Genomic DNA, 23,172 nt, shown 5'->3' on the forward strand with positions numbered 1-23,172 from the left:
AGTTCTTCACGCTCGCCATCCCGAAAGACCTCGACGTGCTCCACCCTACTTTCGCGACCCCTGACCTGACCACGTTCTGCCGCCTCGACGAGCTCGGCCTCGTCGCCGTCGGCCAGCTGATCGAGCCGGATCGGGCCACGATCGAATGCCGCGTCGTCGAGGACGACCCGTGGTGTCGGAAGTGCGGTGTCGAGGGCGTGCCGCGGGACACGGTCACGCGTCGACTGGCGCACGAGCCGTTCGGGCACCGGCCGACGACCCTGCTGGTGCGGGTGCGCCGGTACCGGTGCGGACACTGCCGGCGCACGTGGCGGCAGGACATGACGCGGGCAGCGGCGCCGCGTGCGAAGATCTCCCGCGGCGGCCTGGAGTGGGCGCTGCGGGGCATCGTCATCGACCACCTCACCGTCACCCGCGTCGCCGCAGGTCTCGGGGTGTCCTGGAGTGCCGCGAACGCCGCCGTCCTCGCGGAAGGCAAGCGGCGCCTGATCGACGACCCCGCCCGGTTCGACGGGGTCACCACGATCGGTGTCGACGAGCACGTCTGGCGACACACGAGGCTGGGCGACAAGTACGTCACCGTGATCATCGACCTCACGCCCGCGAGGAACAAGACCGGGCCGGCGAGGCTGCTGGACATGGTCGAGGGCCGCTCCAAGGTGGTGTTCAAGCAGTGGCTCGCCGCCCGCCCTGCGGACTGGGCGAAGCGGATCGAGGTGGTCGCGATGGACGGCTTCGCCGGGTTCAAGACCGCTGCCGCCGAGGAACTCCCCGACGCCGTCCCCGTCATGGACCCGTTCCACGTGGTCCGCCTCGCCGGCGACGCGCTGGATGTCTGCCGGCGTCGGGTCCAGCAAGACACCACCGGGCACCGCGGGCTCAAGGGCGACCCGCTCTACAAAGCCCGCCGCACCCTGCACACCGGGGCGAGCCTGCTCACCGACCGGCAGCGGGCACGCCTGGACGCAGTGTTCGCGAGCGAGGAGCACGTCGAGGTCGAGGCGACCTGGGGCATCTACCAGCGCATCGTCGCGGCCTACCGGGAGCCCGACAAGAAGAAAGCGAAGGCGATGATGCAGGAGGTGATCGCTGCGATCAGCAGCGGCGTTCCCGCGGCGCTCGTCGAGGTCCGCAAGCTCGGCCGGACCATGAAGCAGCGGGCGGGCGACATCCTCGCATTCTTCGACCGCCCCGGCACCAGCAACGGCCCCACCGAGGCCATCAACGGGCGACTCGAACACCTCCGCGGCTCCGCCCTCGGCTTCCGCAACCTCACCCACTACATCGCTCGGTCGCTGCTCGAAGCCGGAGGGTTTAGACCCGCGCTACACCCTCGTTCGTGAAGAGCCTTTTAACGTGACAGGATCTTGTGAACCGGCTGGGCGAGTCAGACTGCTTTCTTCTCCCTCTGGAGCGGTCTGCCCCATCGAGGCGCGTATCTGGTTGAGTGTTTCTTGCGCCCTGACACGCTGCTGGTCAATACGCAACCTGCGTATCTCCTCCTGCGACAATCCCAACTTTTCCAAACCGACATCAGAATCCGCATACCCCGGGATAACAGCAGCAACCTTCGCAAACGAATCAGCACGAGCCGCGCCCGATTCTTCACGAGTCGGAGCCCAAATCGCCGTAACCTTCTCAAGAGCCTGCTCGCCAGGGGAACGCCCATCCCGCACATGCACAGCAATCATCAGCGTGTGAACAAGCGCGCGCCCAAACGCCACATTCTGCCGGTCAGCAATACGAATCAACCGGCGCTCAGCCGCAGCCTGAGACTCCGCAGACGTCGGATTATCCAACGTGATACCCATATAGTCCACAGGCACCCGCATTGACGCCGCGCACAGCATTGCCATCGACTTGAGCATCTCCACGTGCGGAGCCATCGACGCCTGCGCAACCTGCTCAATAGTCGGCACATCACCGTCAATATCTTTACTGGCGGAATCGTCCTTAGTCTTTGTCGCAATAGAAGCGACAACCTCCTTGGGGAGGGCGATCTTGCTTGTTGTCAGTGCCATGATGGGAGTCCTTTCTAATTGTTAATACCCAGTAGGCGGTTAGCGGTTTCCAGTTCCACACTTCGACGCGGTGACTCTGGCTGAGAGCCTGCGCCGCGTACAACTGGTCGTGGTTTGAGGAGTTCAGCGAGCACCTTGGCGTGCGCTTCGATTTCCTCGCGCGTTCCCCCGCGTAACGCCTCAGCGGGAACGCCGGTTTCTTTGGAGATTTCCGCGCGCCACGCGGCGCACTGGTGTTCGGTCTCGAACCGCGCGATCTGCGCTTTCAGCTGCTCGACTTCATCCGCGAGCGCACTGTTTTTGTCCTGCAGGGCCTGGTAGTCGACTGCCTGTTCGGGAGTGGTTTCTGTGGCCTGCTCGCGCGGCTCATTCGCGTCGTCTTCGGGCTCGTCAGCTTCTGGTGCTTGAGCGGTTTCACTGTCAGAGTCGGCAGCCGTCTCTTCCGCCTTGGTCGCGTCTTCAACGCTTTCGCTTGGCTGAGAAGGTTGACCGGTTTCGCCGCTAGTGTCGGCTGCGTTCTTGTCGCTGCCGCCTTGCGGCGAGTCCGGCAGTGCAAATACCAGGTTCCGATGCCTGTTCATTTCTAATCTCGTGAACATGTTCCTCCCATCACTATGGGAGTGCGGGTTGCGGGGCATAAAAAACCACCCAACCTGAGGGGGGTGGCAACAAGTTTCAAGCCCTTATTAGAATTGCTATATTGCGTCTATCTAGCCGGCGGACTATCCTAGAAACAAGTAGGAGCGGCGTGCACGACCCTGTGGAGGTGTGTGTGCGGCTCCTCTTTTCGTAGTAGAATTAAATCCTGTAGGAGCCCCGTGCGCGACCCCATGTGGTGCGTGCGCGGCTCCTACTTCTTATCTCGCCCTAAGAAGCTTTGAGTCGTGAGTTATCACGTATAGCGGTGCCCCTTTTACCCGTCGACTTACAGCTAACTGATCGATTAATTCCTGATCCGAGAAATACGGGTTATAGGACATTTTCTGTTGCTTTTGTGGGGACTTTTCGTTGTTGTGGTGGGGAAAGGTCGTGGTTCAAGTTGGTTGGGGGCAACTTGAAGGTCGGACAAATTGTGTTGCTGTGAGTGGGGTTTTTCGGCTTTGTAGCGCGGGAAAGTCTGCTTTGAAGTTGGGTCGGGCATTGTGTGGGGATGAATATTCCTTCGTGCCCGGTGTGCGGGCGTGTGATGACTCGTCATGGGCATTCCTCTTCGGGGCCCAAAGGTAGCGGTGTAAAGCGTGCAATGTCAGTCAGGTCAGGCATATTGATGCGTGCGCGAAGCATTTGGACGAGTTCTTATCGTGGTTGTTGTCGGGGGCCAGGCAGGTGGACATGCCGCGGGCTGGCCGATCGTTTCGACGCAGGTGCGCATCATTGTGGCAGGTGTGGCCTTTGGCTCCGGTTGTTGATCAGGTTCATGATGTGGTCTTTGCTGACGGGATTTATTTGAGCCGTCACGTGGTCATTGTGATTGCTCAAAGCCGCACGCACGTACTGGGGTGGTATGTGGCTCGTCGCGAGAATTCACGCTCGTGGGGGGCGTTGATGAACCGGATCGCGCCACCGCTTCTAGTAGTCAGTGATGGTGGTAGTGGTTTTGATAAAGCCAGGCGTGCCGCATGGCCCAACACGCGGGTGCAGCGGTGCACGTTCCACGCGTTTGGGCAGATCAAGAAAGCCACGACAATGCGTCCGAAGCTGGAAGCATCCCAGCAGTTGTATGCCCTGGGTAAAGACCTCTTGCACGTGACAACTGTTGAACAAGCCCGCCAATGGGTTCAGGACTACCACCAGTGGTGCGCCCGCTGGAAGGATTTCCTTGCAGAAAAGACATTGAGCGACAATGGGTGGGTGTACACCCATGAGCGGCTTGTACGCGCGCGTAACAGCATGAACCGGCTGATCAGCAAAGGCGTGCTTTTTACTTTTGTGGACCCACACTGGGACCATGCCATGCCAGCGATGAACAACCAGATCGAAGGAGCAACCAACGCTCCCTTAAGGCAGGTACTGCGTGACCACCGGGGAATGCGCCTGACCAGGCGGATCAAAGCAGTGTTCTGGTGGTGCTACATGCACTCTGAGCACCCTTTACCAGCAGCCAAGATCGTGAAAGTCATGCCCACCGACAAACACATCGAGACCGCGTGGGCCACAGCCTGCCAAGAACACCCCATCACTGCAAGCATCCCCCGATGGGGCGACGCAATCTGCTGGAACGAACTCCACCACACCACGCCCTACCACAACCCATGGGACTAAAAAGCAACACAAAATGTCCTATAACCCGCTACTCATACATTGGAACCGAATCCCATGGACGTTTGCCTCTGAGACAATCGATCATCCACTGATGAACCTCGGTGTAACCAAGAGAGAGGTATTTGTGCTTGATCTCCTCGTCCGAATACCGTTCATTCTCCTCTGGGGTCGTGACATACCAGAAAAGTTCAAAAGCGCTTCGTTCCATCATCCCCTTTTCACTCAATCTTCCGCTCCATTCAAGGTGAAGTAGTCATGAAAGTTGACGAGAACACTTTTTCAATCTGCTGACACCATGTTTGTCGTTACCTCAAACTCGAATCTTGACAGTACTCACGAATGTCAACGGAGTTTGATCTGCTTCGCGCCGCTGAGCATGTCGCACAGGGCATCGAATATCCAGCAGCCCCGTAAATATGCGACATCTGGGGATTGATTTTTCACAGTGGCAATCGGATTAGCTAGAGAACATCAGTAAACACTGACACCGCGCACGACCCTAAGACTTTCCGCAGGATCCGGACAAATCAGGCCAATCTCCGACTTCTCACCATGAGAGCATTAAGGAGGATCCGACGCGACTGCGCTTCTTCAACCTCTTCAATCGGGCAGTTTCATAGTGCCGAATTACTAACTAGTGGCCATATTCGCAGCTTCTTCCTCGCCATTATGTGGACATTTTTAGAAAACTACAGACAAACCACCACGTCGAGAGGAGAATACCGTTATTCACTATCGTGGATGTTTCTCTACGAAGGGATCAGATCAATGACGACATTATCGTTCGGAGTAATCGGCGCCGGCATCATTGGCGCTGCGGTGGCGCACGAACTCACAACACGCTATCCCGACTGTCACATTAGCGTTTACGAGAAGGAGAAAGAGGCTGCAGCTCACCAGACTGGACACAATTCGGGTGTCGTTCATGCAGGTCTATACTACGAACCCGGCGGCCTGAAAGCCCGCCTTTGTCGACGCGGTGTGAGTCTTCTCCGGGAGTTCTGTGAAGAGCATTCGTTGCCATACAACGAATGCGGCAAACTCGTAGTCGCACTTACTGAGGATGAAGAACCACGCTTACAGGCGATCTTTGAAAGAGCCACTGCAAACGGCGTACCTGATGTTGCCATTGTTGGGCCCAACGAAATCCAAAACATCGAACCGGAGGCCGTCGGACGCCTCGCACTCCATTCCCCTCATACAGCCATTGTTGACTACGTAGCCATCACAAAAGCCCTCATAGACGAAGTGCGTAAGGCAGGCGGCGAGATTCACTACGATTCTGCCGTCACCGGACTGTCAGCTAAAGACCGCGGATGTTTACTTCGCACCGAAGATGGGGTGACATTCCACGATGCCGTAATCGCATGTGCCGGACTGCAGTCAGACAAGATTGCACGGATGACAGGACAGCCATCCGATCCTGCCATTGTGCCGTTCTTTGGCCAATACTCCCTACTCGACTCCAGCATGAAAGATCTCATCAATGGCCTCGTCTATCCTGTTCCCGATCCTGCCTATCCCTTCTTGGGTGTGCACATCACCAAGAGAATCGACAATGAAGTTCTGATTGGTCCGAATGCATTTCTGTCGTTCGGCCGTGAGGATTACTCCGGTATTCATCCCAGCGTCCTTGACAGCCTGGATATAGCGCTTAACCCCGGATTCTGGCGCTTCGCGGCTCAGAATATGCATGCCGCTAAACGCGAAGTCGCCTCGGTAATCTCGAGACAAAAATTTCTTGCCGGTGCAGCTCAATACGTGCCCGCCTTGGAAGGCGCCCACACTACCCCCATTACTCGAGGAATCCGCGCCCAAGCAATGGACGGTGACGGAAACCTCGTCGACGACTTCGTCATCGAACAGAACGGACGCGCCACGCTTGTACGCAATGCCCCATCACCTGGCGCAACCTCATCGATGGCTATTGCGGAATACATCGTGGACCATATGGAATCTTCCTCAGGCCTCCGCCTCTGAAATTACTTTCCCTAATCCCTCCAATTCATCTGTATAGGAGCACTTCAATGACGCAGACTCACTCCTCTGCCAGCGGTGTTTCACCATCTCCCCAGACGGAAACATCAGAACAGGAAAAGTCACGCCTACGGAAAGTAGCGATAGCAACTGTCCTCGGGACAACAGTCGAATGGTTCGACTTCTATCTTTACGCAACTATGGCATCAATCGTATTCGGAGGCGTTTTCTTCCCCACTGAGAGCCCTGAACTCGCGACCTTGTCATCTTTCGCAACTTTTGCCGTCGGCTTCATCGCTCGCCCTTTCGGTGGAATCGTGTTCGGCCACCTAGGTGACAAGGTGGGAAGAAAGACAACGCTCGTTATTACTTTCTCTCTTATGGGCGTCTCAACGTTCCTCATTGGACTACTACCGACATACGCGCAGATCGGCGTGTGGGCACCCATTCTGCTGGTGGTTCTTCGAATTCTCGAAGGTCTCGGTGCAGGCGCGGAATATGCGGGCGCCGCCGTCAACTCGTACGAACATGCCGCTGAAGACCGTCGCGGACGACAAGGTGCATGGCCGGCTCTGGGGCTCAATATGGGATTGTTGCTATCCTCCGCTGTAATTTTCCTGATGACTCTTTCTGGGGATACTTTCCTCATGAATAACGGATGGCGTATCCCCTTCTTGGCCTCCATCATCCTCGTTGCGATTGGCTTGTGGGTGAGAAATTCGCTACCAGAATCTCCGACCTATGAGAAAGACGTCGAAAACGCCAAAGTCAAGGTCGTATTCAAGGATGTATTTACCCGCCATTGGCGTTCACTCTTGGTTGTTGTCATCATCGCCATTGGCTATAACGCGATCAGTTATATTTTCAAGACCTTCTCGCTGGCTTACCTTAAGCAATTCCAAGATGTCAGTGCTAACACAACCTCCGGTTCAGTAATGGTGGGTGCCGCCATCGCCATCATCGTGGTTCCATTCTTTGGAGCCATGTGCGACCGGTTTGGATCACGTAACGTCATTATGACCGGTGGGGCTTTTTCCGCGATCTACGCCTTCATCTTCCTCAAATTGCTGGAAAGCGGTACGGATCTGAATGCCTACATCGCTCTTGCGATCGGCACTGGCATATTGGCTCCTATGATGTTTGCCGCACAAGGCTCATTCCTATCACGGCAGTTCCCACCAGAGGCTCGTTCCACAGGTGTGGGCGCTGCTCGCGAGCTGGGCACAGCTATTGCCGGTGGCCTTGCGCCACTTGGGGCATTGTCGCTAGTTGTGGCTTCACCGACGAACTCAACAACTGGTGTGGGTATCGTTCTTGTCGCTTCAGGCCTTTTAGTCCTCATTGCTCCAATCTTCGACCAAGGCAAGCGTTACACGACGAGTAAGAACTGAATACGCGTTTCCTATCATCTTCGCGTGTGCGGGAAAGGAGGAAGCCAGCAGGCCTGCCCGAGGATTTCTCCCTGGTGGGCTGGCGAACTGGCTTCACGGCTATCGTATTGGGATTACCTCCGCGTGGACAGGTGTTGTGAATTGCCCGGGCGGGTCAGACAATTGTGGGCAGACAACAACGAGCCGCACACCGCACAGCAAAGGAGGCACCGTGTCCGACCAGTCAGCCCAGCCCAACCAGTCAGCCCAGCCCAACCAGCCGACCCAGCCAGTGAAACCACCCGTAACTGATGACGATCCACTGTTGACTGCTCCGACCACTCCGGTCACCAACGAGACGATCCGCACTCAGCTTGCGCACCGCACGATCCGCGCATTCACAGACGAGCCGGTCGCTGAAGACATCATGGACACGCTGATCGACGTGGCACGCCGCTCGCCCACCTCCAGCTTCTACCAGCAGATGACGATCATCCGTGTCACGAACGAGGACACGCGCAACGCGCTGGCCCGCAACGCGGGCCAACCCTACATTGGAGGCACGAAAGGCGAACTGGTCATCTTCGTCGCGGACCTGCATCGCAACGCCGTGATCCGCGAGCGCGCAGGCCAGCCCACCGACCCGGCATCAACGATCAACGCCTATCAGCAGGCCGGCCGCGACACTCTGATCGCCGCGCAGAACTACGTGATCGCCGCTGAATCCCTCAGGCTCGGCGCCGTCTACCTTGGCTCCATCGGCGCGAAGCCGCAGGAAACAATCGATCTGCTCGGATTACCCGCACACACCTACCCCGTTGTCGGAGTCCTGGTTGGCCACCCGGCCCAGGAACCCCAGTTCAAGCCGCGGCTCCCGCGCGAGCTGACAGTTGGCGTTGACGCATACCCTGACCTGGACTCCGATCAGGCACGCGCGGCACTGGATGACTACGACGCCCTCGTCACCCGGTACTACGACATGCGAAACCTGAACAGCCGCGTCGACTCGTTCAGCAACCAAATCATCTCGAAGTACGGCACGAGCCCATCGGAAACTGCCCCCACCATGCAGGTCATGAACGATCAGGGCCTCGTCCAGAGGTAGTCCTCAGAACCCGTCAGCTGAGCGGCTCCCAGAATCTGTCAACAGGCAGATCTCAAAGCTAGTCAGCAGGCAAATCACAAATCCTGTCAGCAGCTCGTTCTTAGAAGTAGTTCGCGGGCGTCTCCCCGCGTACGGCGCGCTTAATCGGTAAAAATGTCGCGAATGCGCAGATCAGTGCTGCCAGGGCGCAGCCGACCGTCGTCAGGAATCCTCCGATGGCGCCGAACGCATCGATCAGGTGACCACCGATCAGTGAACTGGCAGACTGGCCGACCACCCACATTGTTCCGCACAACGCCATGCCTTCGGTAAATCGGTAGGACGGCACCATACGCACAATCATTTGATTCACGTTCACCACGGTCGGTGCCTGCGCCAGTCCGGCGATGAACATGACGATCGCGGCACCCCACATGGAGTGCACGAATACCAGCATCGAACAGCCCACGGCCAGCGCAATCAGCCCGATGTAGAAACGTTTCCACAGCTCACCCTTCCAGTCGATCGCACCGTAGGTGAGGGCCGCGATCATGGATGCAGCTGAAAAACAGGCGGTGATCACGCCGGACAGTTCCTGGTGGCCCTGCTCGCCACTGAACGCCACGACCGACAGTGTCGTGATCGACAGGAACGCGCCGTAGGCCAGCTGAATGATCAGCATCGATGCGAACGCAACCGACCACAGGCCCTGGCGCGCAGCTGGTTGTGGTGGCAGGGTGTTGGTGGGCAAGTCGCCCTCGTCCGTGGTGGGTGAAGTGACGAGGGAGTCCTGCACGTCGCCATGACGGCGCAGTATTCGCGAGACCTGGCGCGCGATGGATCGGTGGCGGGTAGCGTACTGTGGGGCCGGTTCGTAGGTCGAATCTGCCAGCATGATCCACATGCCCACGCTCATGAGGACCGCAGCTAATGCCAGGGACACGAGCGGTGAAATGGAGGTGGCAAGAAAGGCTGCCAGTGGATTGCCGATCACCCACATGCACTCTTCAAGCGTGGAAGTCAAAGACAAAGCAGAGTTGAGGCCTTGTGGCCGCTCACGCAGCGCAACAGCCCACCGTGCCCGCAGCATGGAGCCGAACGGTGCATACAGGCCGAGCAGGGGGCTAAGAGCAAAGAGCACCCAGATCGGGGCGCGCAGCGCCAGGGCCACCATGACGGCGATGTCGGCCAGAACCCAGATCGTGATGATGGGAATGGAAACGCGGCGCTGGCCGTGGTTGTCAACCAGACGGCCAATGATCGGGCCGGCAACGGCCGAGGTGAGCGCCACGACCGCTGACAGAGCACCCGCCAGACCATAAGAACCGTAGGCGTGCTGAACGCCAATGAGCATGCCCATTCCGACCAGGGGAAACGGGAACTGTGCGATTGTGCCGCCGAATGCGAAACGAGGGGTGCGCGGAATGCTCAGCAGGGAGCGGTAGACCTTCACACCGCGTGATGGCCACTCATCTGCCGGCGAGCTGGAAGAGTGTGACGCATCGGCGGCGCATTCGGAAGTCTCGGGTGCAGGGGTCACATTCTGCGCGCTCACGTGTTCTCCGCAAAAATCGAGCTGAACTACTGTGTGAAGGGATTGATGAGGGCTGCATAGTCAGCATGCCCTCTCAGTGCACCATTGTCCACCATCGAGCAGGTTGTCGCACCGTGATTCTCCACGCATACACACCGAACTTTCAGTGACCGCGCAGCATCGGCAGATCCGGGGTATTCATGGGGATATCGTGCGATCCAGCAACCGGATCAGCGATAGTTTACTTCCCGTGAGCGGCCAGTGCGGAAAAGTCGTGGGCGAATGTGGCCACGTCATCCCAGTTGGTGAATTCGACACGCTGGGTGAAGTCAATGTCGCGTCCCATGAAACGGCGGATCATCTTGATTACCGCGGCATCGAACGGGTTGTAGAGCGAAAAATCGAGGTCACCGGCAAATACGTCAATCATGTCCGGTTTCCATGGGGTGTGTTCGAAGAAGCGACGCATGTACACGTTTGTTTCCGGAGTGTTTTTGCCATCATTCGCGGCCACGAGGTTCACTCCGAAAAAAGCACTGGGGATGTGAGCCAGTGCTGCAGCGTTGGTGCGGGCAAAGCGCCACACTCGTGGGGAAAAATAACCGTACCTGGTGGAGGCTCCGACGATGACTGCCCGACCCGGTGCAGGCTCGATGCGTTCGCGTCCCGTGATGTCCAGGACGCGAGCATCGTTCCCGTCCTGGCGCAGGATGTCAGCGACGCGCCCACAGATGCGGCGTGTATGTCCAAATCGGCTTGAGCAGAGCACCACGATGTCCATAAACCCAGTTCCCGTCCGTCACATGTCAGGTACGGATCCACATCATAGTGCGGTTTTGCGGCTCGTAATATGACAGACTGTGGCAAAGAGCGTGCTGCGCGCACAGTTCCCGCTGCTCACACCGTTTTGATCGCGTCCTTGAGTGCAACGCGCTTGCCGATGCGCATCACCGCACGCTCGTACACGATCGAGCTCAACCACACCAACGCCACCGTGGTGACGATCAGGATCGCCGTGCTGATGAACGGCTCCCACCACTGTGCCGTTCCCATGTACAGGCGTATCGGCATCGCAATCGGAGCACTGAATGGCACATAGCTCATGACGGCCATGACCGTGGTGTTGTCAAAGTAGAGGATGACCAGAACGTACGGAATCATGATGAGCATCATGAGTGGCCCGGTCACTCCTGCGACGTCTTCCTGGCGTGACACCAGTGAAGCAGCACCGGCATAGAGCGCAGCCAACACGATGAAGCCCAACAGGAACAGAATCACGAACCAGATCAGAGCCGATCCCAGCTCACCGAGCAGCAAATCCTGCCCCGTCACCAGCAGACCCGTCGTCGCCAGAATTGCAGCCACACCGATACAAGTGAACGCCACGATCGTGTTACCTGCGATCTTGCCGCACATCAGTGCGCGCGCACCCGTCGTGGCCAGCAGAATCTCCACAATGCGGCTCGACTTTTCCTCCACGACGCCTTGCGCCACGTAACTGCAGAATGTGACCGCACTGAGCATGAACAGGGCCGCAAAGATGAGCGAGATCATGAACGCCATCATGCTGTCCACTTGTGGTGGATCCAGAAGTTCAACCTTTGGGTAGGCCGCCAATACATTGATCACGTTGGCCGGTTCTTTTTCCAGTGCCACCACTGTCAGGCCAACGGGTGAGTCTCCCTCGTCAATGACGGCTTCGACGCTGCCGTCGCGCAGGAGTTCTTCACCGCCGGACCTGTCAGCAACTTCGGTGGCATCCAGCCCCACGCTCGTGGCCATCTGCGTAACGGAGGGTCCGACAGTGGCGACCGAAGGCACCTCATCATCGCCGCCGAGCAGCCCGGGGATGATGGTGCCCGCCAGGACGCCAAGACCCACGATCGACACCATGACGATGAAAGCTTTGGACGTGAATCGTGTTTTTGCCTCGCGTGCGGTAATCAGCACGACTTGCTGGAACCAGTTCATTCGATGACCTCTTTGAAGATTTGTGCCAGTGAGGGGACGATGGGGCCGAAGTGCAAGAGCTGACCCGCTACGTCGCGACGGTGCAGAGCCTGCTCGACGACGCGTTGTTCTGCCTGCTCGTCGGGTGCTGAAAAGCGTGCAAATCCGCCTTCTAGGGCGCTGACTTCGATTCCGGGCATGTCACGAATCCACCCGCAGTCACCGCTGACTTCGATTTCGAACGAGCGGTCCGAGTACTGTTCGCGCAGCTCTTCCCTCTCTCCCGCGGCCACGATGTGACCGTCGCTGATGATGACGAGGTCCTCACATAGGCGCTCGACCACGTCGAGCTGGTGAGAAGAGAAAAGCACCGGAATACCTGTGTCCGATATGCGTTGCAGGACGCCGAGCACCACATCCACCGCGAAAGGATCCAGACCGGAAAAGGGTTCATCGAGAATCAGCGCTGTCGGGTGGTGCACAATCGCCGCCGCGACCTGGGCGCGCTGTTGATTGCCAAGCGACAGGTTTTCCACCGGTTCCGCAGCGCGTTCCGATAAGCCGAGTTCATCAAGCAGCTCATCAGTGGACGTGGATGCGTCGTGCGCGGACACGCCGTGCAGACGCGCGAGGTAGATGAGTTGTTCGCGCAGCGGCATTTTCGCGTACAGGCCGCGTTCTTCTGGCATGTATCCGAATTGCGCGCGCTGAGCGGTGCTCGTCGGGTGTGAATCGATCAGGACTTCACCCGAGTCAGCTTCCAGGACGCCCATGATGATACGCATCGTCGTTGTTTTCCCGGCGCCGTTTCCGCCAACGAAACCCGTCATGCGCCCATCGGCAACAGTCATGGACAGATCGTGGAGGACCTGGTGGCCGGAAAATGACCGGTTAAGATTTCGAACTTCCAGCATGGTGCTTACGCTACGTGCCACCTGAGCCGATCCGCATCCGTCTGGCGGATGATTCCTATCGGTCGTGCGACTGATTTTCGCTTCCCGCCACCTCCCTGACCCCGCGCCCGCAGGATCATGACTTTATGCTGGATTCATGACGGGTCCGATTGTCGAGTTGAACTCCACATGGGTCAGGCCGCGTCCCACTGAACAGGGGCTCAGGCGTGACATTGTGTTGGCCTGCGTGCTGGCCGCATGGTCAGCTCTGACGGTTCCCCTCTACTTGCGTTCGGGCATATTCACGGAAGTTGCCCCCATGTGGCTGACGCTCGCCTCCCTGGCGATCACGTTTACAGCTTCCGCGCTGCGCCGACGCATTCCCTGCACCGTGGCCCTCATTATCACGGCGGCGTTCCTGGTCAATGCGCATTTTGGCGTGCCCGAACAATTGGTCACCTCCCTGTGCCTGTCGATCGCTCTGTACACGGTGGGCGCGTGGGGTCGCCAACGCGTGCGCGCATTGGTGGTGCGGCTGGTCTGCACCGCGGCGATCGTGATCTGGTGCGTCGTGTGGCTCATCCTCGCCTCCTCCAATGTCGAACTTTTCCCCGGTATCTCCCGCGCCGGCGTCTTTTCTGCCTATGCCACGGTCATTCTCATCACCGTCATGACAAACCTGTTGAACTTGACACTTGCCTGCGCAGTCGGTGAAGCCTCCTGGCAGTGGGCACGCACGCGGGCACGCCTCGAAGCGCAAGGCGGAGAGTTGGAACGGGAACGTCGCACCACCGCTACCCAGGCTGTCGTGCTGGAACGACTGGCTATTGCGCGCGAACTGCACGACGTGGTGGCTCACCACATCTCTGTCATCGGCATCCATGCCGGCGCTGCCCGGTTGAACCTGACATCGGATCCTTCGAAGATCGGCCCCGCCCTGGAGCACATCGAGGAAGGCACGTCCGCCGTGGTCACAGAGCTGCGCCGCCTCGTGCACACGTTACGTGACCCGAGCAATGGTGAAGACGGGCCGACCGTCGGCATCGCACAGATCCCTTCCCTTGTAGAAGAGGCCGCGCACATCGGTATGGATGTAACCACAGTTGTGGTGGGTGAGCCGCGTCCGGTGCCGATGCTGGTCGACGTCGCTCTATACCGCGTGGCTCAGGAGGCGCTGACGAACGTGCGTAAACACGCGCCGAAACGCAGCCGCGTCCAGGTCATCGTCCGGTTCGCCTCTGATGCGGTGGAGGTTGAAGTGGTTGACACGTCCAGGGCAATGATTGCCGATCGACGAGGGCGGCCCGCGCATTCGGCGAGCACGTCAACGGGAATGGGGTTGCGTGGTATGCGTGAACGTATCGGTGCGGTCGGGGGTACTGTCGAAGCGCATCCCGGTCAATACAGCGGGTTCGTCGTGCGCGCACATGTCCCCCTGATGAAATCGACCGGTGATCGTGATCCCAGCACAGTCGCCAGGCAGGAGATGGCATGATTCGAGTCGCCCTCGTTGATGATCAGGCGTTGGTGCGTTCCGGGCTGCGCATCATTGTCAACACTGCTGACGATATGGAGGTTGTCGCTGAAGGTGCGAACGGACTGGAGGCACTCGACATTGCACGCAGTGCGAGGCCGGATGTGATCTGCATGGATATTGAAATGCCCGTGAAAGATGGGCTCAGCGCGGCGCGCGAGATTGTGGACGAATGTGCAGATAGCGGGCCGGAGATCATCATGCTGACAACGTTTGGAGATGATTACTACGTTGTTGATGCTGTTTCTGCCGGCATCAGCGGGTTTCTGCTGAAAACGTGCAGGCCTGAGGAACTTCTCGACGCGATTCGGCGCGTCGCTGAAGGCAAGGCGATACTGGATGATGACGTGACGCGCATTGTCATGAACGCGATGCGTCAGCGGAGCGAAGGTGCTCGTGGCGAAGGTGGTACTCGTGGCTCTGAAATGGATGCGGGCCACGCTTTGGATCCACGCCAGGCTCTGGAAGCCGCCAATGTGACCGACCGCGAGCGCGAGGTACTCGAACTTCTGGCAGCCGGTCACACCAACGCGGAAATCAGCGAGGCTCTTTTTGTCAGTGAATCCACGGTGAAAACTCACGTGTCGAGTTTGCTGCGCAAGGTGCACGCTCGTGATCGTATTCAACTGGTGGTGTGGGCACATGCGCACGGCATCAGACCGCGCAGCTGACGTCAGGCCCACACGGTGCGTACCGGTGAATGCGTCTGATTGTTGCGGCTGGCCAGGCGAGCCTGCGCCAGCGGCCTCATCGCCTCGGCGCCCGATACCTCCACAAGCTGGCATGGTCCAATCAGTTCGGCCCAGGCGCGCGCGAATTCTTTGGCTCCGGCTTTTCGCCTTCCCACCTCCCTGGGAACCTGCACGTACAGTGCCGAGGGTGAGATCCGTTGCGCAATCTGGCTGATCATACGCAACAGCAGCGTCGACGGGCGCGGCGAATCTCCCTGAAAGGTCACGCGCAGCAGAAACCGCGGTGTCTCAATGGGAGCGAAGACTTCACTGACTGCATCAATGATGGTGCGTGCACTCGCATCGGGCACATCCGGCAAAGACACGACATAGCCGGCGGGCATTGCCTGGGTTCCCACTGTGACCGCGCCGTAAGGGCGGACCTGAACCTCATCGAGTGAGACAAGGCGCTGGCCGCGTTCTGAGGCGACAAGGCCGCGGGAGACGGCAACAGTGGCACCGGCATAGACGCGGGCGGGGTGTGAACGCCCTCGTAACATGCGCCATATTTCAACGGGGAGCCGCCATGCGCCTGCGATGCCCAGGAGCACCACCATGAATGCCAGTGCTATCAGGATGCGGACAGGGTGCGTGCCCCACATGACGAGCATTGGCCAGATGATGCCGGCCAGCAGGGCACACAGGCCGGAAAGGAGGGCCACGGCTGTCCAGAGGGTGGGCGGCGAATAGAACGTTGGATTCTTTCCGGCCGACACTGCCGTGTCGTGGCTGGTGTCGCCTGAATAGGGCTGGCCGATACCCCACTGTTCGTAGGTGACGGCTCGTGACGCTATGAGCTGCAGTGTCTGGTCATTGAGCTGGTTGATGGTGGCACGCCTGTCGCCTTCAAGAAGTGCGCGCAACCTGGCTTGCCCAGTGAGCGTGAGCGAGTGATCGATGCCGGTGACGATCTGTGGGAACTGACCTGATAGCAGGGTGTTGGCGGGCTGCGGCTGGTTGCCGGGGTGTGGGCGGTCGCTGACTTGCAAGTAGTCGCTGGCCTGCGGGGCATGACCGGTTGGCAGGGTGACATCCAGTCCCCACAACTGTTCGTGGCGACGATTCATACGCGATATTTCCGCATCAGAATCCAGGGAGATACGCGGCGGCATCACACAGATCACTCCCCAGTTGTGCGCCACCTTTCCTGGCCATTGGGGATCCAAGCGCAGTGTGCGCCCACGCAGCTGCTGAGTTGCAGCTGATGTGGCCACAGCGGTCAGGTCAATCAGCGTGTTGACGGCCGGGCAGTCCCATCCCTCCCCCAGCAAGCCTCGGGTGCCGACCAGCAGACGTACTGTGCCTTGCTCCATCAGTGTGGATACCGCTCTGACAAGCACTGCCGCAGAGGGGGAGGATGATTCCACTTTGACTCTGGTCACCAGGTGGTCTGCCTGTTCCGGCTCGTTCTCGTCACCGCTATCAACTGCCAGGCGCAGACCGCTGAGTTCTTCAAGGGCGGGAATGATCCACTGCGCGTCAGCGCTGGCAACATGCAGGTGCTGTGAGGTCAGCAAAATCGGGTGCAGTCCCGCTGTTGTCGCGTCAGCACACACTCGGGCAAAACATTCCACCGCGCTGGCAACGGGGCCGGTGGAGCGCCCTCGTCGATTCCCTTCAGTGGCAAAGTCGCACACGATAACTGCCCGAACGTGTTGACCGTCCGCGCTTGCCAGCTCGTGATGCACAATATCGACGGCCGCATCGTTCTTGGCGTGTGACTGCGCCATGACGGTGTCAACCGGATTCCGACCCGCACGGATCCCTCTGTCAGTCAGGTAATATCCAAAGTCTTTGAGTGTGCGGCGCATCGCGTGCCATTCATCGGCTCGGCTCGCATCCGGCAGAATCTTCTCCAACGCGAAGCGTGCACACACCCGTATGGCGCTGTCGATGCTGGGGCGTCTGTTGCCGATCAGTCTGGGCAGTGTGAGTGCTGCAGGGTGATCACCGTGGGTGTGAATCAGAACCTGCGCAGCTGATTCCGTGAATGCATAATCGGCCTCCAATTGTGCATCTATACCTGTAGGCTGCTCGCCGTCTATACCTATGAAACCTATTGTTTCCAACAAAAAGTCGAGGCCTTCACCCCCTGCAAAAACTGCCTTCAAAAATCTACGCAATTGGCGATCATGAGAGGTAAGGAATGTGATTTCATCATCTGCCGGCTCAGTGAACCACACAAGATCCCGGTATGGTGCAAGGTTGCCTTCCCGAACGACGGCAGGGGTCGGAACCTCAAAGTCGACGTCACCGAACAAACCTGAATAGGTGTCAAATGCGCGGCCATCGTCCACACTGGGCAGCGTGGCGGTCAGACCGATCACGATCGGTTCGCGGCCACTGGCACGAATACGCGCCAACAGCAGTCCGATAACCAGTGCCCAGTGGTCAAGCAGATGATGGCATTCATCAAGGATGACTGTGCGCACGCCAGCCTGAACTATCCGATCAATTGCAGCAATTGCATGAGGGTGCAGTACGCGTTCCACCAGCTTAGGATCCTGCGCTGTCAGGGTTGTGCGGATCTTGGAGGCTCGACGAGAAATGCCGGAGCGATAAGCCGCGCTATTTGAGCTCTTCAGATCTTTCAACCATTCGTCAGCCGCCTGCACTGAGCGGCCCGCATCCACCAGGTCGTCGATCCACTGCTCCCGCGCCAAATCAGCAACAGCATCTGTGCTGCGGACGGTGGACAATGCCTGATATGTCAGCGCAGTGAAATCGCCGACCAGTTCCGGATCTTCGCTGATCGTAGCTTGAGGCTCATCGTCCGGCACGGGTGCATAGGCGGCGGCCGCCCAGCTCAGCTTCGTGGCAGTCAGAGCCCATTGATGGCGAATAGTTGTCGTGGGAGCCAGTGCAACGGCTTTCCATCCTGAACGCATGGCCAGCATCAGGCCGACCAGTGTTTTGCCTGCTCCTGGCGGCGCCACAATATGCAGGGGATGATCCGGGCCTGGTGTCAAAGTGGCAAGAATGTCGCGTTGGTACGTGCGCAGGGTTCCCGTGAATTGCCACGTGCTCAGTGGGCGCTCCTCTTCACAGCTATCGGTATCACAGCGCTGACGCCTGTTCCTGTGCGCATCACAAGGCACAGCTGAGTCGTCATCAGGTGCGCTCGATTCGGGCTTGTGCATGCTTCACTCTAACCTGATGCGCGGACCACCAGCTCACACGGCAGCAGGACAGGAGCTTCCGTATGTTTGTCGTTGATCAGGTCACGCAGCATCCGCGTGGCAACGTCAGCCATCTGATCAGCAGGGTTCGTCAGTGACGTCAATGGCGGAGTGAAGCTCGCTCCCATTTCCGAGTTGTCGATCGACACCACGCGAACATCATCCGGTATGCGAATGTCCTGGTCACGCCACACATTGATTGCGGCCATCGTCATCAGGTCCGACGAGGAAAAAACAGCGTCAACTTCGCCCCGCTGAATCGGCTCGGTCAACTGATACCCCGCCCGGGCTCCCGATTCAGCAGTGAACGAGCCGTTGACGACGAGTGCCTCGATATCGTGAGTTCGCAGCTCATCACAGAAACCATCCAGACGATCCTGCGCTGCCACCATATCCGTTGATCCGGTGATAATAGCCGGTTTGCGCGATCCACCCTCGACCAGTCGGCGGGCAGCCATACGACCAGCCTGCTTGTTATCCACATCGACCCACGACTCAAAGGATGTGGATTGTTCGGGTCGTCCGATGAACACGATTGGAATGGGCGCGTGCATGAAGGTTTCAACCTGGCCGGGGATCTGGTGATGAGAAGTCACGATCGCACCGTCCACATGCCCGTCGTACAGGAATGGTCGCAGGCGCTGGTGGTGGCCTTCCTTGTCTGCAAATGCCAGAACCAGTTGCACGTCCGTGTCATCCAGGCTGGAGACAACCGCCTGCACAACCGAAGAAAAGAACGGGTCGGAAAAGATGCGTTGATCCGGCTCAGGCACAATCAGCGCGATCGTGTCAGTTCTCCGGGTCACGAGCGAACGGGCCGCACGGTTAGGCCGATAGTTCAGCTCCTTGACAGCGCGCTGCACGGCGCGCACTTTCTGCGGTGACACACGGGCATCCCCGCGCACGACACGCGATGCCGTTGCACGTGACACGCCAGCTGCGCGCGCCACGTCCTCAAGGCGCACTGCGCCCGTGCGTGCGACTCCCATGACTCATCCTCTATTCTTGGGCGTCTGGAATCTCCAGCGTTCCGGTGCGCATGACGTCGCGGTACCACAGCGCTGAAGCCTTCGGTACTCGCTCGAGCGTGTCATAGTTGACGCGCACGATGCCGAATCGCTTCGAATATCCCAATGCCCATTCGAAATTGTCCATCAGTGACCATTCCAGGTAGCCGCGCACGCGGGCGCCCTCGTCAATTGCCTGGTGAACAGCTGCCAGATGATCACGAATGTACACCAAACGGTCGTGTGAATCGTCAACGTAGTCGTGCTCATCAGCAGCATCAGGGTAGGCGGCACCGTTCTCGGTCACCACAAGGTCAGCTCCTGCCGGCCCGGTGTATTTCTGATGTAGGTCGGTGAGCAGCAGGTACAGGTCGTGAGCGTCGACTTCCCATCCCATATCTGTCAGCGGCAAGTTGCGCGAGACTACGCGCACAGACGATGAACCGACTTCCGGGCTGGAACGCAGCACTCCCTGCGCATTCGGTGCAGGCACCGATTTCCTGTATCCATCCTCAGGTGCGGCCACTGCCATTCCGTTATAGAAGTTGACGCCCAGCACGTCGATCGGCACATGAATCGTCTCCATGTCTCCGGGGCGTACATACTGCATGATGTCGGCTTCCAGACGCATGTCTTCGACCACGTCAGCAGGGTATTCGCCGCGGAAAATGGGGTCGAGGAAGATACGGTTGTGTAGCCCGTCAATTCGTCTGGCGGCATCACGATCAGCCTCGCTATCCGGGTCAGCGGGGTGTGCGACAGTGAAGTTCAAGGTAATTCCACGCGTCGGCTCCTCACCTTTTTCATTGGCGAGGGCGTCGATGGCACGTATCGCCAGTCCGTGCGCCAACAGCAGGTGGTGCGCCGCCGCCACAGCCTCATCAGGGCTGGTGTGACCGGGTGCATGCTCACCGCATGCGTAGCTGAGGAATGACGAGCACCACGGTTCGTTCAGCGTTGTCCACACGTCCACGCGGGCGCCAAAACGGTCGTATACGGCGGCTGCGTAATCAGCGAACAGTTCGGCGGTGTGGCGGTTTGTCCAGCCGCCCTCGTCCTGCAGGACCTGCGGCAGATCCCAGTGGTAGAGCGTGAGCCACGGCTTGATTCCCGCTGCGCGTAGCTCATCGATCAGGTCACTGTAGAACGCCAGGCCTTCTTCGTTGAGAGTGTGCCCGTCAGGCATGACCCGCGCCCACGACACGGAGAATCGGTAGGTGCCGACACCGAGGTCTTTCATCAAGGCGACGTCTTCTTTCATGCGGTGGAGGTGGTCGCATGCGACGTCGATAGTGGATCCGTCGATGATGGCGCCCGGGGTTTGGCAGTGAACGTCCCAGATGGACGCAGCTTTCCCGCCCTCGTATGCGCCGCCTTCAACCTGAGCTGCCGCGGTGGCGACGCCCCATCGAAAATCTTCAGGGAAAGTGAGTGTGGTCATCCTTTGACAGCTCCTTGCATGACGCCGGAGACGAGGTGTCGTCCGGCCAGGAAGAACAGAATAATCAGTGGTGCCGTTGCCACGACGACGCCTGCCATGATCAGGGAGTAGTCCTTGAAGTAGGAGGCTTGCAGCAGTTGCAGTGCAACGGGCAGTGTTGGGTTTTTCGCGCCCAGAACGATGAACGGCCAGAAGAAGTTGGTCCATGAGCCGACGAACGTGAACAGGGCGAGCATCGCCGCGGCGGGTCGTGCAGCTGGAATCGCCACTGACCAGAACGTGCGGAACATGGAGGCGCCATCCACGCGGGCTGCCTCGATCAGTTCGTAGGGCAGTGCGTCGCGGATGTACTGCGTCATCCAGAACACGCCGAATGCGCTGACCATGCCCGGCACAATGACGGAGACGAGTTCGCCGCTCCATCCCAGTTTTGTCATCACCATGAACAGCGGGACAACGCCCAGCTGTGCGGGCACCGCCATCGTCGCGATGATGAAGGTCAGCAGTGGTTCACGCCCGCGGAAACGCAGCTTCGAAAACGCGTAACCCGCCAGCATCGAGAAGAACACCACAGAGGCGGACGAGATCACTGCGACGATCACCGAGTTGATGAACGCCCCCCACACGTTGATGTCGGAGTTGAGGACGCGCTGAATATTTTCGATCAGGTGCCCGCCCGGAATCAGGGACGGAATCGGATTCTTGGCAATGTCAGGCGCGGTGGACGAAGCGAGCAAAAACGCGAAGTACAGCGGGTAAGCAGAGATCAGCAGGATCACTACCAGCAGTGCGTACTTGTACCACCGCGGCCGCTGGGTCGTGCCGAAACCACGGTGTTCGGGTGTGTCCGCGCGCCGGCCACGCTTTTTCCGCACAGGTTCGGAGAGCTCGTAAGCAGTTGATTGAACTGACGAGGCAGCTTGGCTCTTTCCTTCCTGAGTCCGTGCCCTGATGGTGCGACGACGGTCTTGCCTGGCTCTCGCGCGCGCCGCTGCGCGCGCAGCCCTTTTGCCGCATCGCTGCTCAATCATGGCAATCGACGGCTGGTAAGCGCCTTCAAGAGTACTCATGACAGGTCAGCTCCTTTCCCTGCAGAAGTTGAATGTGCCGAACGGTGATCGGAGTGTGCGGCCGAGGTGGCAACCAGTTCGTGCTGCGCACCCGATTTGTCGGAGCGATGTTGTGCTTCGACGGCGCGCCGACGCGCCTCGCGCTTCTCAGCACGGGAAATCCTTCGACCGGAGGAGGAAATTCGCTTGGTCAGGAGGAAGTTGATCGCCACGAAGAAAACGATGATGAGGAAGAGCAGCCATGCCACGGCAGATGCCTTACCGAAGCTCTTTTGCGCGCCCCACCCGACCTGGTACAGGTACATCGTCAGGGTCAGCCACTGGTTGTCGGCGCCGCCACCACCCATCGTGTCGTACATGCGCGGCTCGTCGAAGATCTGCAGACCGCCGATAGTGGAGGTGATGACAACGAAAATAATGGTCGATCGAAGCTGCGGGATCGTCACCGAAAAGAACTGGCGGGCAGGGCCTGCCCCGTCAACGGTTGCCGCTTCGTACAGTTCACGCGGAATAGCCTGCATGGCGGCCAGAAGAATCAGAGCGTTGTACCCCGTCCAGCGGAAATTCACCATATTCGCAATAGCGATATGGGAGGCCAAAGCGTTGGCATGCCAGCCGATCGGACTGATGCCCACCATGCCCAGCAGCGTGTTGATCATGCCTGACTGGTCAGCAAAAACTTTCGAAAAGATCAGGGCCACGGCCACAGGCGCCACAACGTAAGGCAGCAGCACACCCATGCGCCAAAATGTCCTGGCACGCAAGTTGGCATCGAGCACCCAGGCAATGAATATCGCGGCGATGATCTGCGGAACTGAGGACAGTAAGAAAATTGAGAATGTATTGCGCAGCGCGATCCAGAAGACTGAATGGTCCAGAACGGCTGCGTAGTTTTCAACTCCGTTGAACCCTTTATCCCCACCGATCAGGTGCCATTTATGGACGGACACCCAGGCTGTATAGACCAGGGGGAACAATCCGGTCACGGAGAAAACAATAAAGAATGGCGAAATGTACAGATACGGAGAGGCTTTGTACTCGAATCTACTGAGACGATCTCGCCATGTAACGCGCGCAGTGGCAGCATCGCTCGACATGGGTTTTCCTGCGTTCTTTCAG

The 23,172-nt window shown here is 58.8% G+C and carries 17 protein-coding genes and 1 pseudogene; 7 read left to right on the forward strand and 11 right to left on the reverse strand.

Features of this window, described 5'->3' with window-relative positions:
- Positions 1-35: 35 nt before the first annotated feature.
- Positions 36-1,343, forward strand: a complete 1,308-nt coding sequence (locus tag BLT69_RS10355; RefSeq protein WP_092648991.1) for an ISL3 family transposase — start codon at positions 36-38, stop codon at positions 1,341-1,343.
- Here BLT69_RS10355 and BLT69_RS10360 read toward each other — a convergent pair.
- Both BLT69_RS10360 and BLT69_RS10365 read right to left on the reverse strand, forming a co-directional pair.
- Positions 1,326-2,021, reverse strand: coding sequence for a hypothetical protein (locus BLT69_RS10360; RefSeq protein ID WP_058237557.1), 696 nt, complete (start codon positions 2,019-2,021; stop codon positions 1,326-1,328). The genes BLT69_RS10355 and BLT69_RS10360 overlap by 18 nt on opposite strands.
- Before the next feature lie 14 nt (positions 2,022-2,035).
- A complete protein-coding gene (locus tag BLT69_RS10365) occupies positions 2,036-2,620 on the reverse strand; it encodes a hypothetical protein (RefSeq protein ID WP_157886416.1) in 585 nt (194 codons plus the stop codon).
- A gap of 551 nt (positions 2,621-3,171) precedes the next feature.
- Here BLT69_RS10365 and BLT69_RS10370 point away from each other — a divergent pair.
- From BLT69_RS10370 to BLT69_RS10390, 4 genes and pseudogenes are all read left to right on the forward strand, one after another.
- A pseudogene (locus BLT69_RS10370) lies at positions 3,172-4,283 on the forward strand (IS1249 family transposase).
- 768 nt (positions 4,284-5,051) lie between these two features.
- On the forward strand, positions 5,052-6,263 hold the full coding sequence (gene lhgD, locus BLT69_RS10380) for an L-2-hydroxyglutarate dehydrogenase (protein ID WP_092649165.1): 1,212 nt from the start codon (positions 5,052-5,054) through the stop codon (positions 6,261-6,263).
- 47 nt (positions 6,264-6,310) lie between these two features.
- Positions 6,311-7,651, forward strand: a complete 1,341-nt coding sequence (locus BLT69_RS10385; protein WP_092648995.1) for an MFS transporter — start codon at positions 6,311-6,313, stop codon at positions 7,649-7,651.
- Positions 7,652-7,862: 211 nt separating this feature from the next.
- Complete coding sequence (locus tag BLT69_RS10390; RefSeq protein ID WP_257590331.1) at positions 7,863-8,735, forward strand: nitroreductase family protein; 873 nt, start codon at positions 7,863-7,865, stop codon at positions 8,733-8,735.
- A gap of 100 nt (positions 8,736-8,835) precedes the next feature.
- On the opposite strand, the gene BLT69_RS10395 is transcribed toward BLT69_RS10390, so the two are convergent.
- The 4 genes from BLT69_RS10395 to BLT69_RS10410 form a co-directional block, all read right to left on the reverse strand.
- Positions 8,836-10,269, reverse strand: coding sequence for an MFS transporter (locus BLT69_RS10395; protein ID WP_157886417.1), 1,434 nt, complete (start codon positions 10,267-10,269; stop codon positions 8,836-8,838).
- Positions 10,270-10,489: 220 nt separating this feature from the next.
- Positions 10,490-11,029, reverse strand: a complete 540-nt coding sequence (hemG, locus tag BLT69_RS10400; RefSeq protein WP_058237564.1) for a menaquinone-dependent protoporphyrinogen IX dehydrogenase — start codon at positions 11,027-11,029, stop codon at positions 10,490-10,492.
- Positions 11,030-11,145: 116 nt separating this feature from the next.
- The gene (locus BLT69_RS10405; RefSeq protein ID WP_070726113.1) at positions 11,146-12,219 is read right to left on the reverse strand and encodes an ABC transporter permease; all 1,074 of its coding nucleotides are present in this window, start codon (positions 12,217-12,219) and stop codon (positions 11,146-11,148) included.
- The gene (locus tag BLT69_RS10410; RefSeq protein ID WP_092648997.1) at positions 12,216-13,112 is read right to left on the reverse strand and encodes an ABC transporter ATP-binding protein; all 897 of its coding nucleotides are present in this window, start codon (positions 13,110-13,112) and stop codon (positions 12,216-12,218) included. The genes BLT69_RS10405 and BLT69_RS10410 overlap by 4 nt, the downstream gene beginning before the upstream one ends.
- A gap of 136 nt (positions 13,113-13,248) precedes the next feature.
- Between BLT69_RS10410 and BLT69_RS10415 the strand changes: the two genes are divergently transcribed.
- The gene (locus BLT69_RS10415) at positions 13,249-14,586 is read left to right on the forward strand and encodes a sensor histidine kinase (RefSeq protein ID WP_092648998.1); all 1,338 of its coding nucleotides are present in this window, start codon (positions 13,249-13,251) and stop codon (positions 14,584-14,586) included.
- Complete coding sequence (locus BLT69_RS10420) at positions 14,583-15,296, forward strand: response regulator (protein WP_092648999.1); 714 nt, start codon at positions 14,583-14,585, stop codon at positions 15,294-15,296. The genes BLT69_RS10415 and BLT69_RS10420 overlap by 4 nt, the downstream gene beginning before the upstream one ends.
- A 2-nt stretch (positions 15,297-15,298) precedes the next feature.
- On the opposite strand, the gene BLT69_RS10425 is transcribed toward BLT69_RS10420, so the two are convergent.
- The 5 genes from BLT69_RS10425 to BLT69_RS10445 are packed head-to-tail and all read right to left on the reverse strand — an operon-like array spanning position 15,299 to position 23,150.
- Complete coding sequence (locus BLT69_RS10425; protein WP_092649000.1) at positions 15,299-18,496, reverse strand: DEAD/DEAH box helicase family protein; 3,198 nt, start codon at positions 18,494-18,496, stop codon at positions 15,299-15,301.
- 8 nt (positions 18,497-18,504) lie between these two features.
- On the reverse strand, positions 18,505-19,524 hold the full coding sequence (locus tag BLT69_RS10430; protein WP_092649001.1) for a LacI family DNA-binding transcriptional regulator: 1,020 nt from the start codon (positions 19,522-19,524) through the stop codon (positions 18,505-18,507).
- A gap of 10 nt (positions 19,525-19,534) precedes the next feature.
- Entirely contained in the window at positions 19,535-20,983 is a 1,449-nt protein-coding gene (locus BLT69_RS10435) for a GH1 family beta-glucosidase (RefSeq protein ID WP_092649002.1), read from the reverse strand.
- A complete protein-coding gene (locus BLT69_RS10440) occupies positions 20,980-22,053 on the reverse strand; it encodes a carbohydrate ABC transporter permease (RefSeq protein ID WP_257525598.1) in 1,074 nt (357 codons plus the stop codon). Before BLT69_RS10440 ends, BLT69_RS10435 begins: the two co-directional genes overlap by 4 nt.
- The gene (locus tag BLT69_RS10445) at positions 22,050-23,150 is read right to left on the reverse strand and encodes a carbohydrate ABC transporter permease (RefSeq protein WP_092649003.1); all 1,101 of its coding nucleotides are present in this window, start codon (positions 23,148-23,150) and stop codon (positions 22,050-22,052) included. Before BLT69_RS10445 ends, BLT69_RS10440 begins: the two co-directional genes overlap by 4 nt.
- Between the last annotated feature and the right edge of the window lie 22 nt (positions 23,151-23,172).

The sequence above is a fragment of the Schaalia radingae genome, from assembly GCF_900106055.1.
GTDB lineage: Bacteria > Actinomycetota > Actinomycetes > Actinomycetales > Actinomycetaceae > Pauljensenia > Pauljensenia radingae_A.

What these genes read in the sequence shown, in the direction of transcription:
- BLT69_RS10360 (WP_058237557.1), bottom strand. Translation starts at nt 2,021, where the DNA reads ATGGCACTGACAACAAGCAAGATCGCCCTCCCCAAGGAGGTTGTCGCT.
- BLT69_RS10365 (WP_157886416.1), bottom strand. Translation starts at nt 2,620, where the DNA reads ATGTTCACGAGATTAGAAATGAACAGGCATCGGAACCTGGTATTTGCA.
- lhgD (WP_092649165.1), top strand. Translation starts at nt 5,052, where the DNA reads ATGACGACATTATCGTTCGGAGTAATCGGCGCCGGCATCATTGGCGCT.
- BLT69_RS10385 (WP_092648995.1), top strand. Translation starts at nt 6,311, where the DNA reads ATGACGCAGACTCACTCCTCTGCCAGCGGTGTTTCACCATCTCCCCAG.
- hemG (WP_058237564.1), bottom strand. Translation starts at nt 11,029, where the DNA reads ATGGACATCGTGGTGCTCTGCTCAAGCCGATTTGGACATACACGCCGC.
- BLT69_RS10405 (WP_070726113.1), bottom strand. Translation starts at nt 12,219, where the DNA reads ATGAACTGGTTCCAGCAAGTCGTGCTGATTACCGCACGCGAGGCAAAA.
- BLT69_RS10410 (WP_092648997.1), bottom strand. Translation starts at nt 13,112, where the DNA reads ATGCTGGAAGTTCGAAATCTTAACCGGTCATTTTCCGGCCACCAGGTC.
- BLT69_RS10415 (WP_092648998.1), top strand. Translation starts at nt 13,249, where the DNA reads ATGACGGGTCCGATTGTCGAGTTGAACTCCACATGGGTCAGGCCGCGT.
- BLT69_RS10420 (WP_092648999.1), top strand. Translation starts at nt 14,583, where the DNA reads ATGATTCGAGTCGCCCTCGTTGATGATCAGGCGTTGGTGCGTTCCGGG.
- BLT69_RS10425 (WP_092649000.1), bottom strand. Translation starts at nt 18,496, where the DNA reads ATGCACAAGCCCGAATCGAGCGCACCTGATGACGACTCAGCTGTGCCT.
- BLT69_RS10430 (WP_092649001.1), bottom strand. Translation starts at nt 19,524, where the DNA reads ATGGGAGTCGCACGCACGGGCGCAGTGCGCCTTGAGGACGTGGCGCGC.
- BLT69_RS10435 (WP_092649002.1), bottom strand. Translation starts at nt 20,983, where the DNA reads ATGACCACACTCACTTTCCCTGAAGATTTTCGATGGGGCGTCGCCACC.
- BLT69_RS10440 (WP_257525598.1), bottom strand. Translation starts at nt 22,053, where the DNA reads ATGAGTACTCTTGAAGGCGCTTACCAGCCGTCGATTGCCATGATTGAG.
- BLT69_RS10445 (WP_092649003.1), bottom strand. Translation starts at nt 23,150, where the DNA reads ATGTCGAGCGATGCTGCCACTGCGCGCGTTACATGGCGAGATCGTCTC.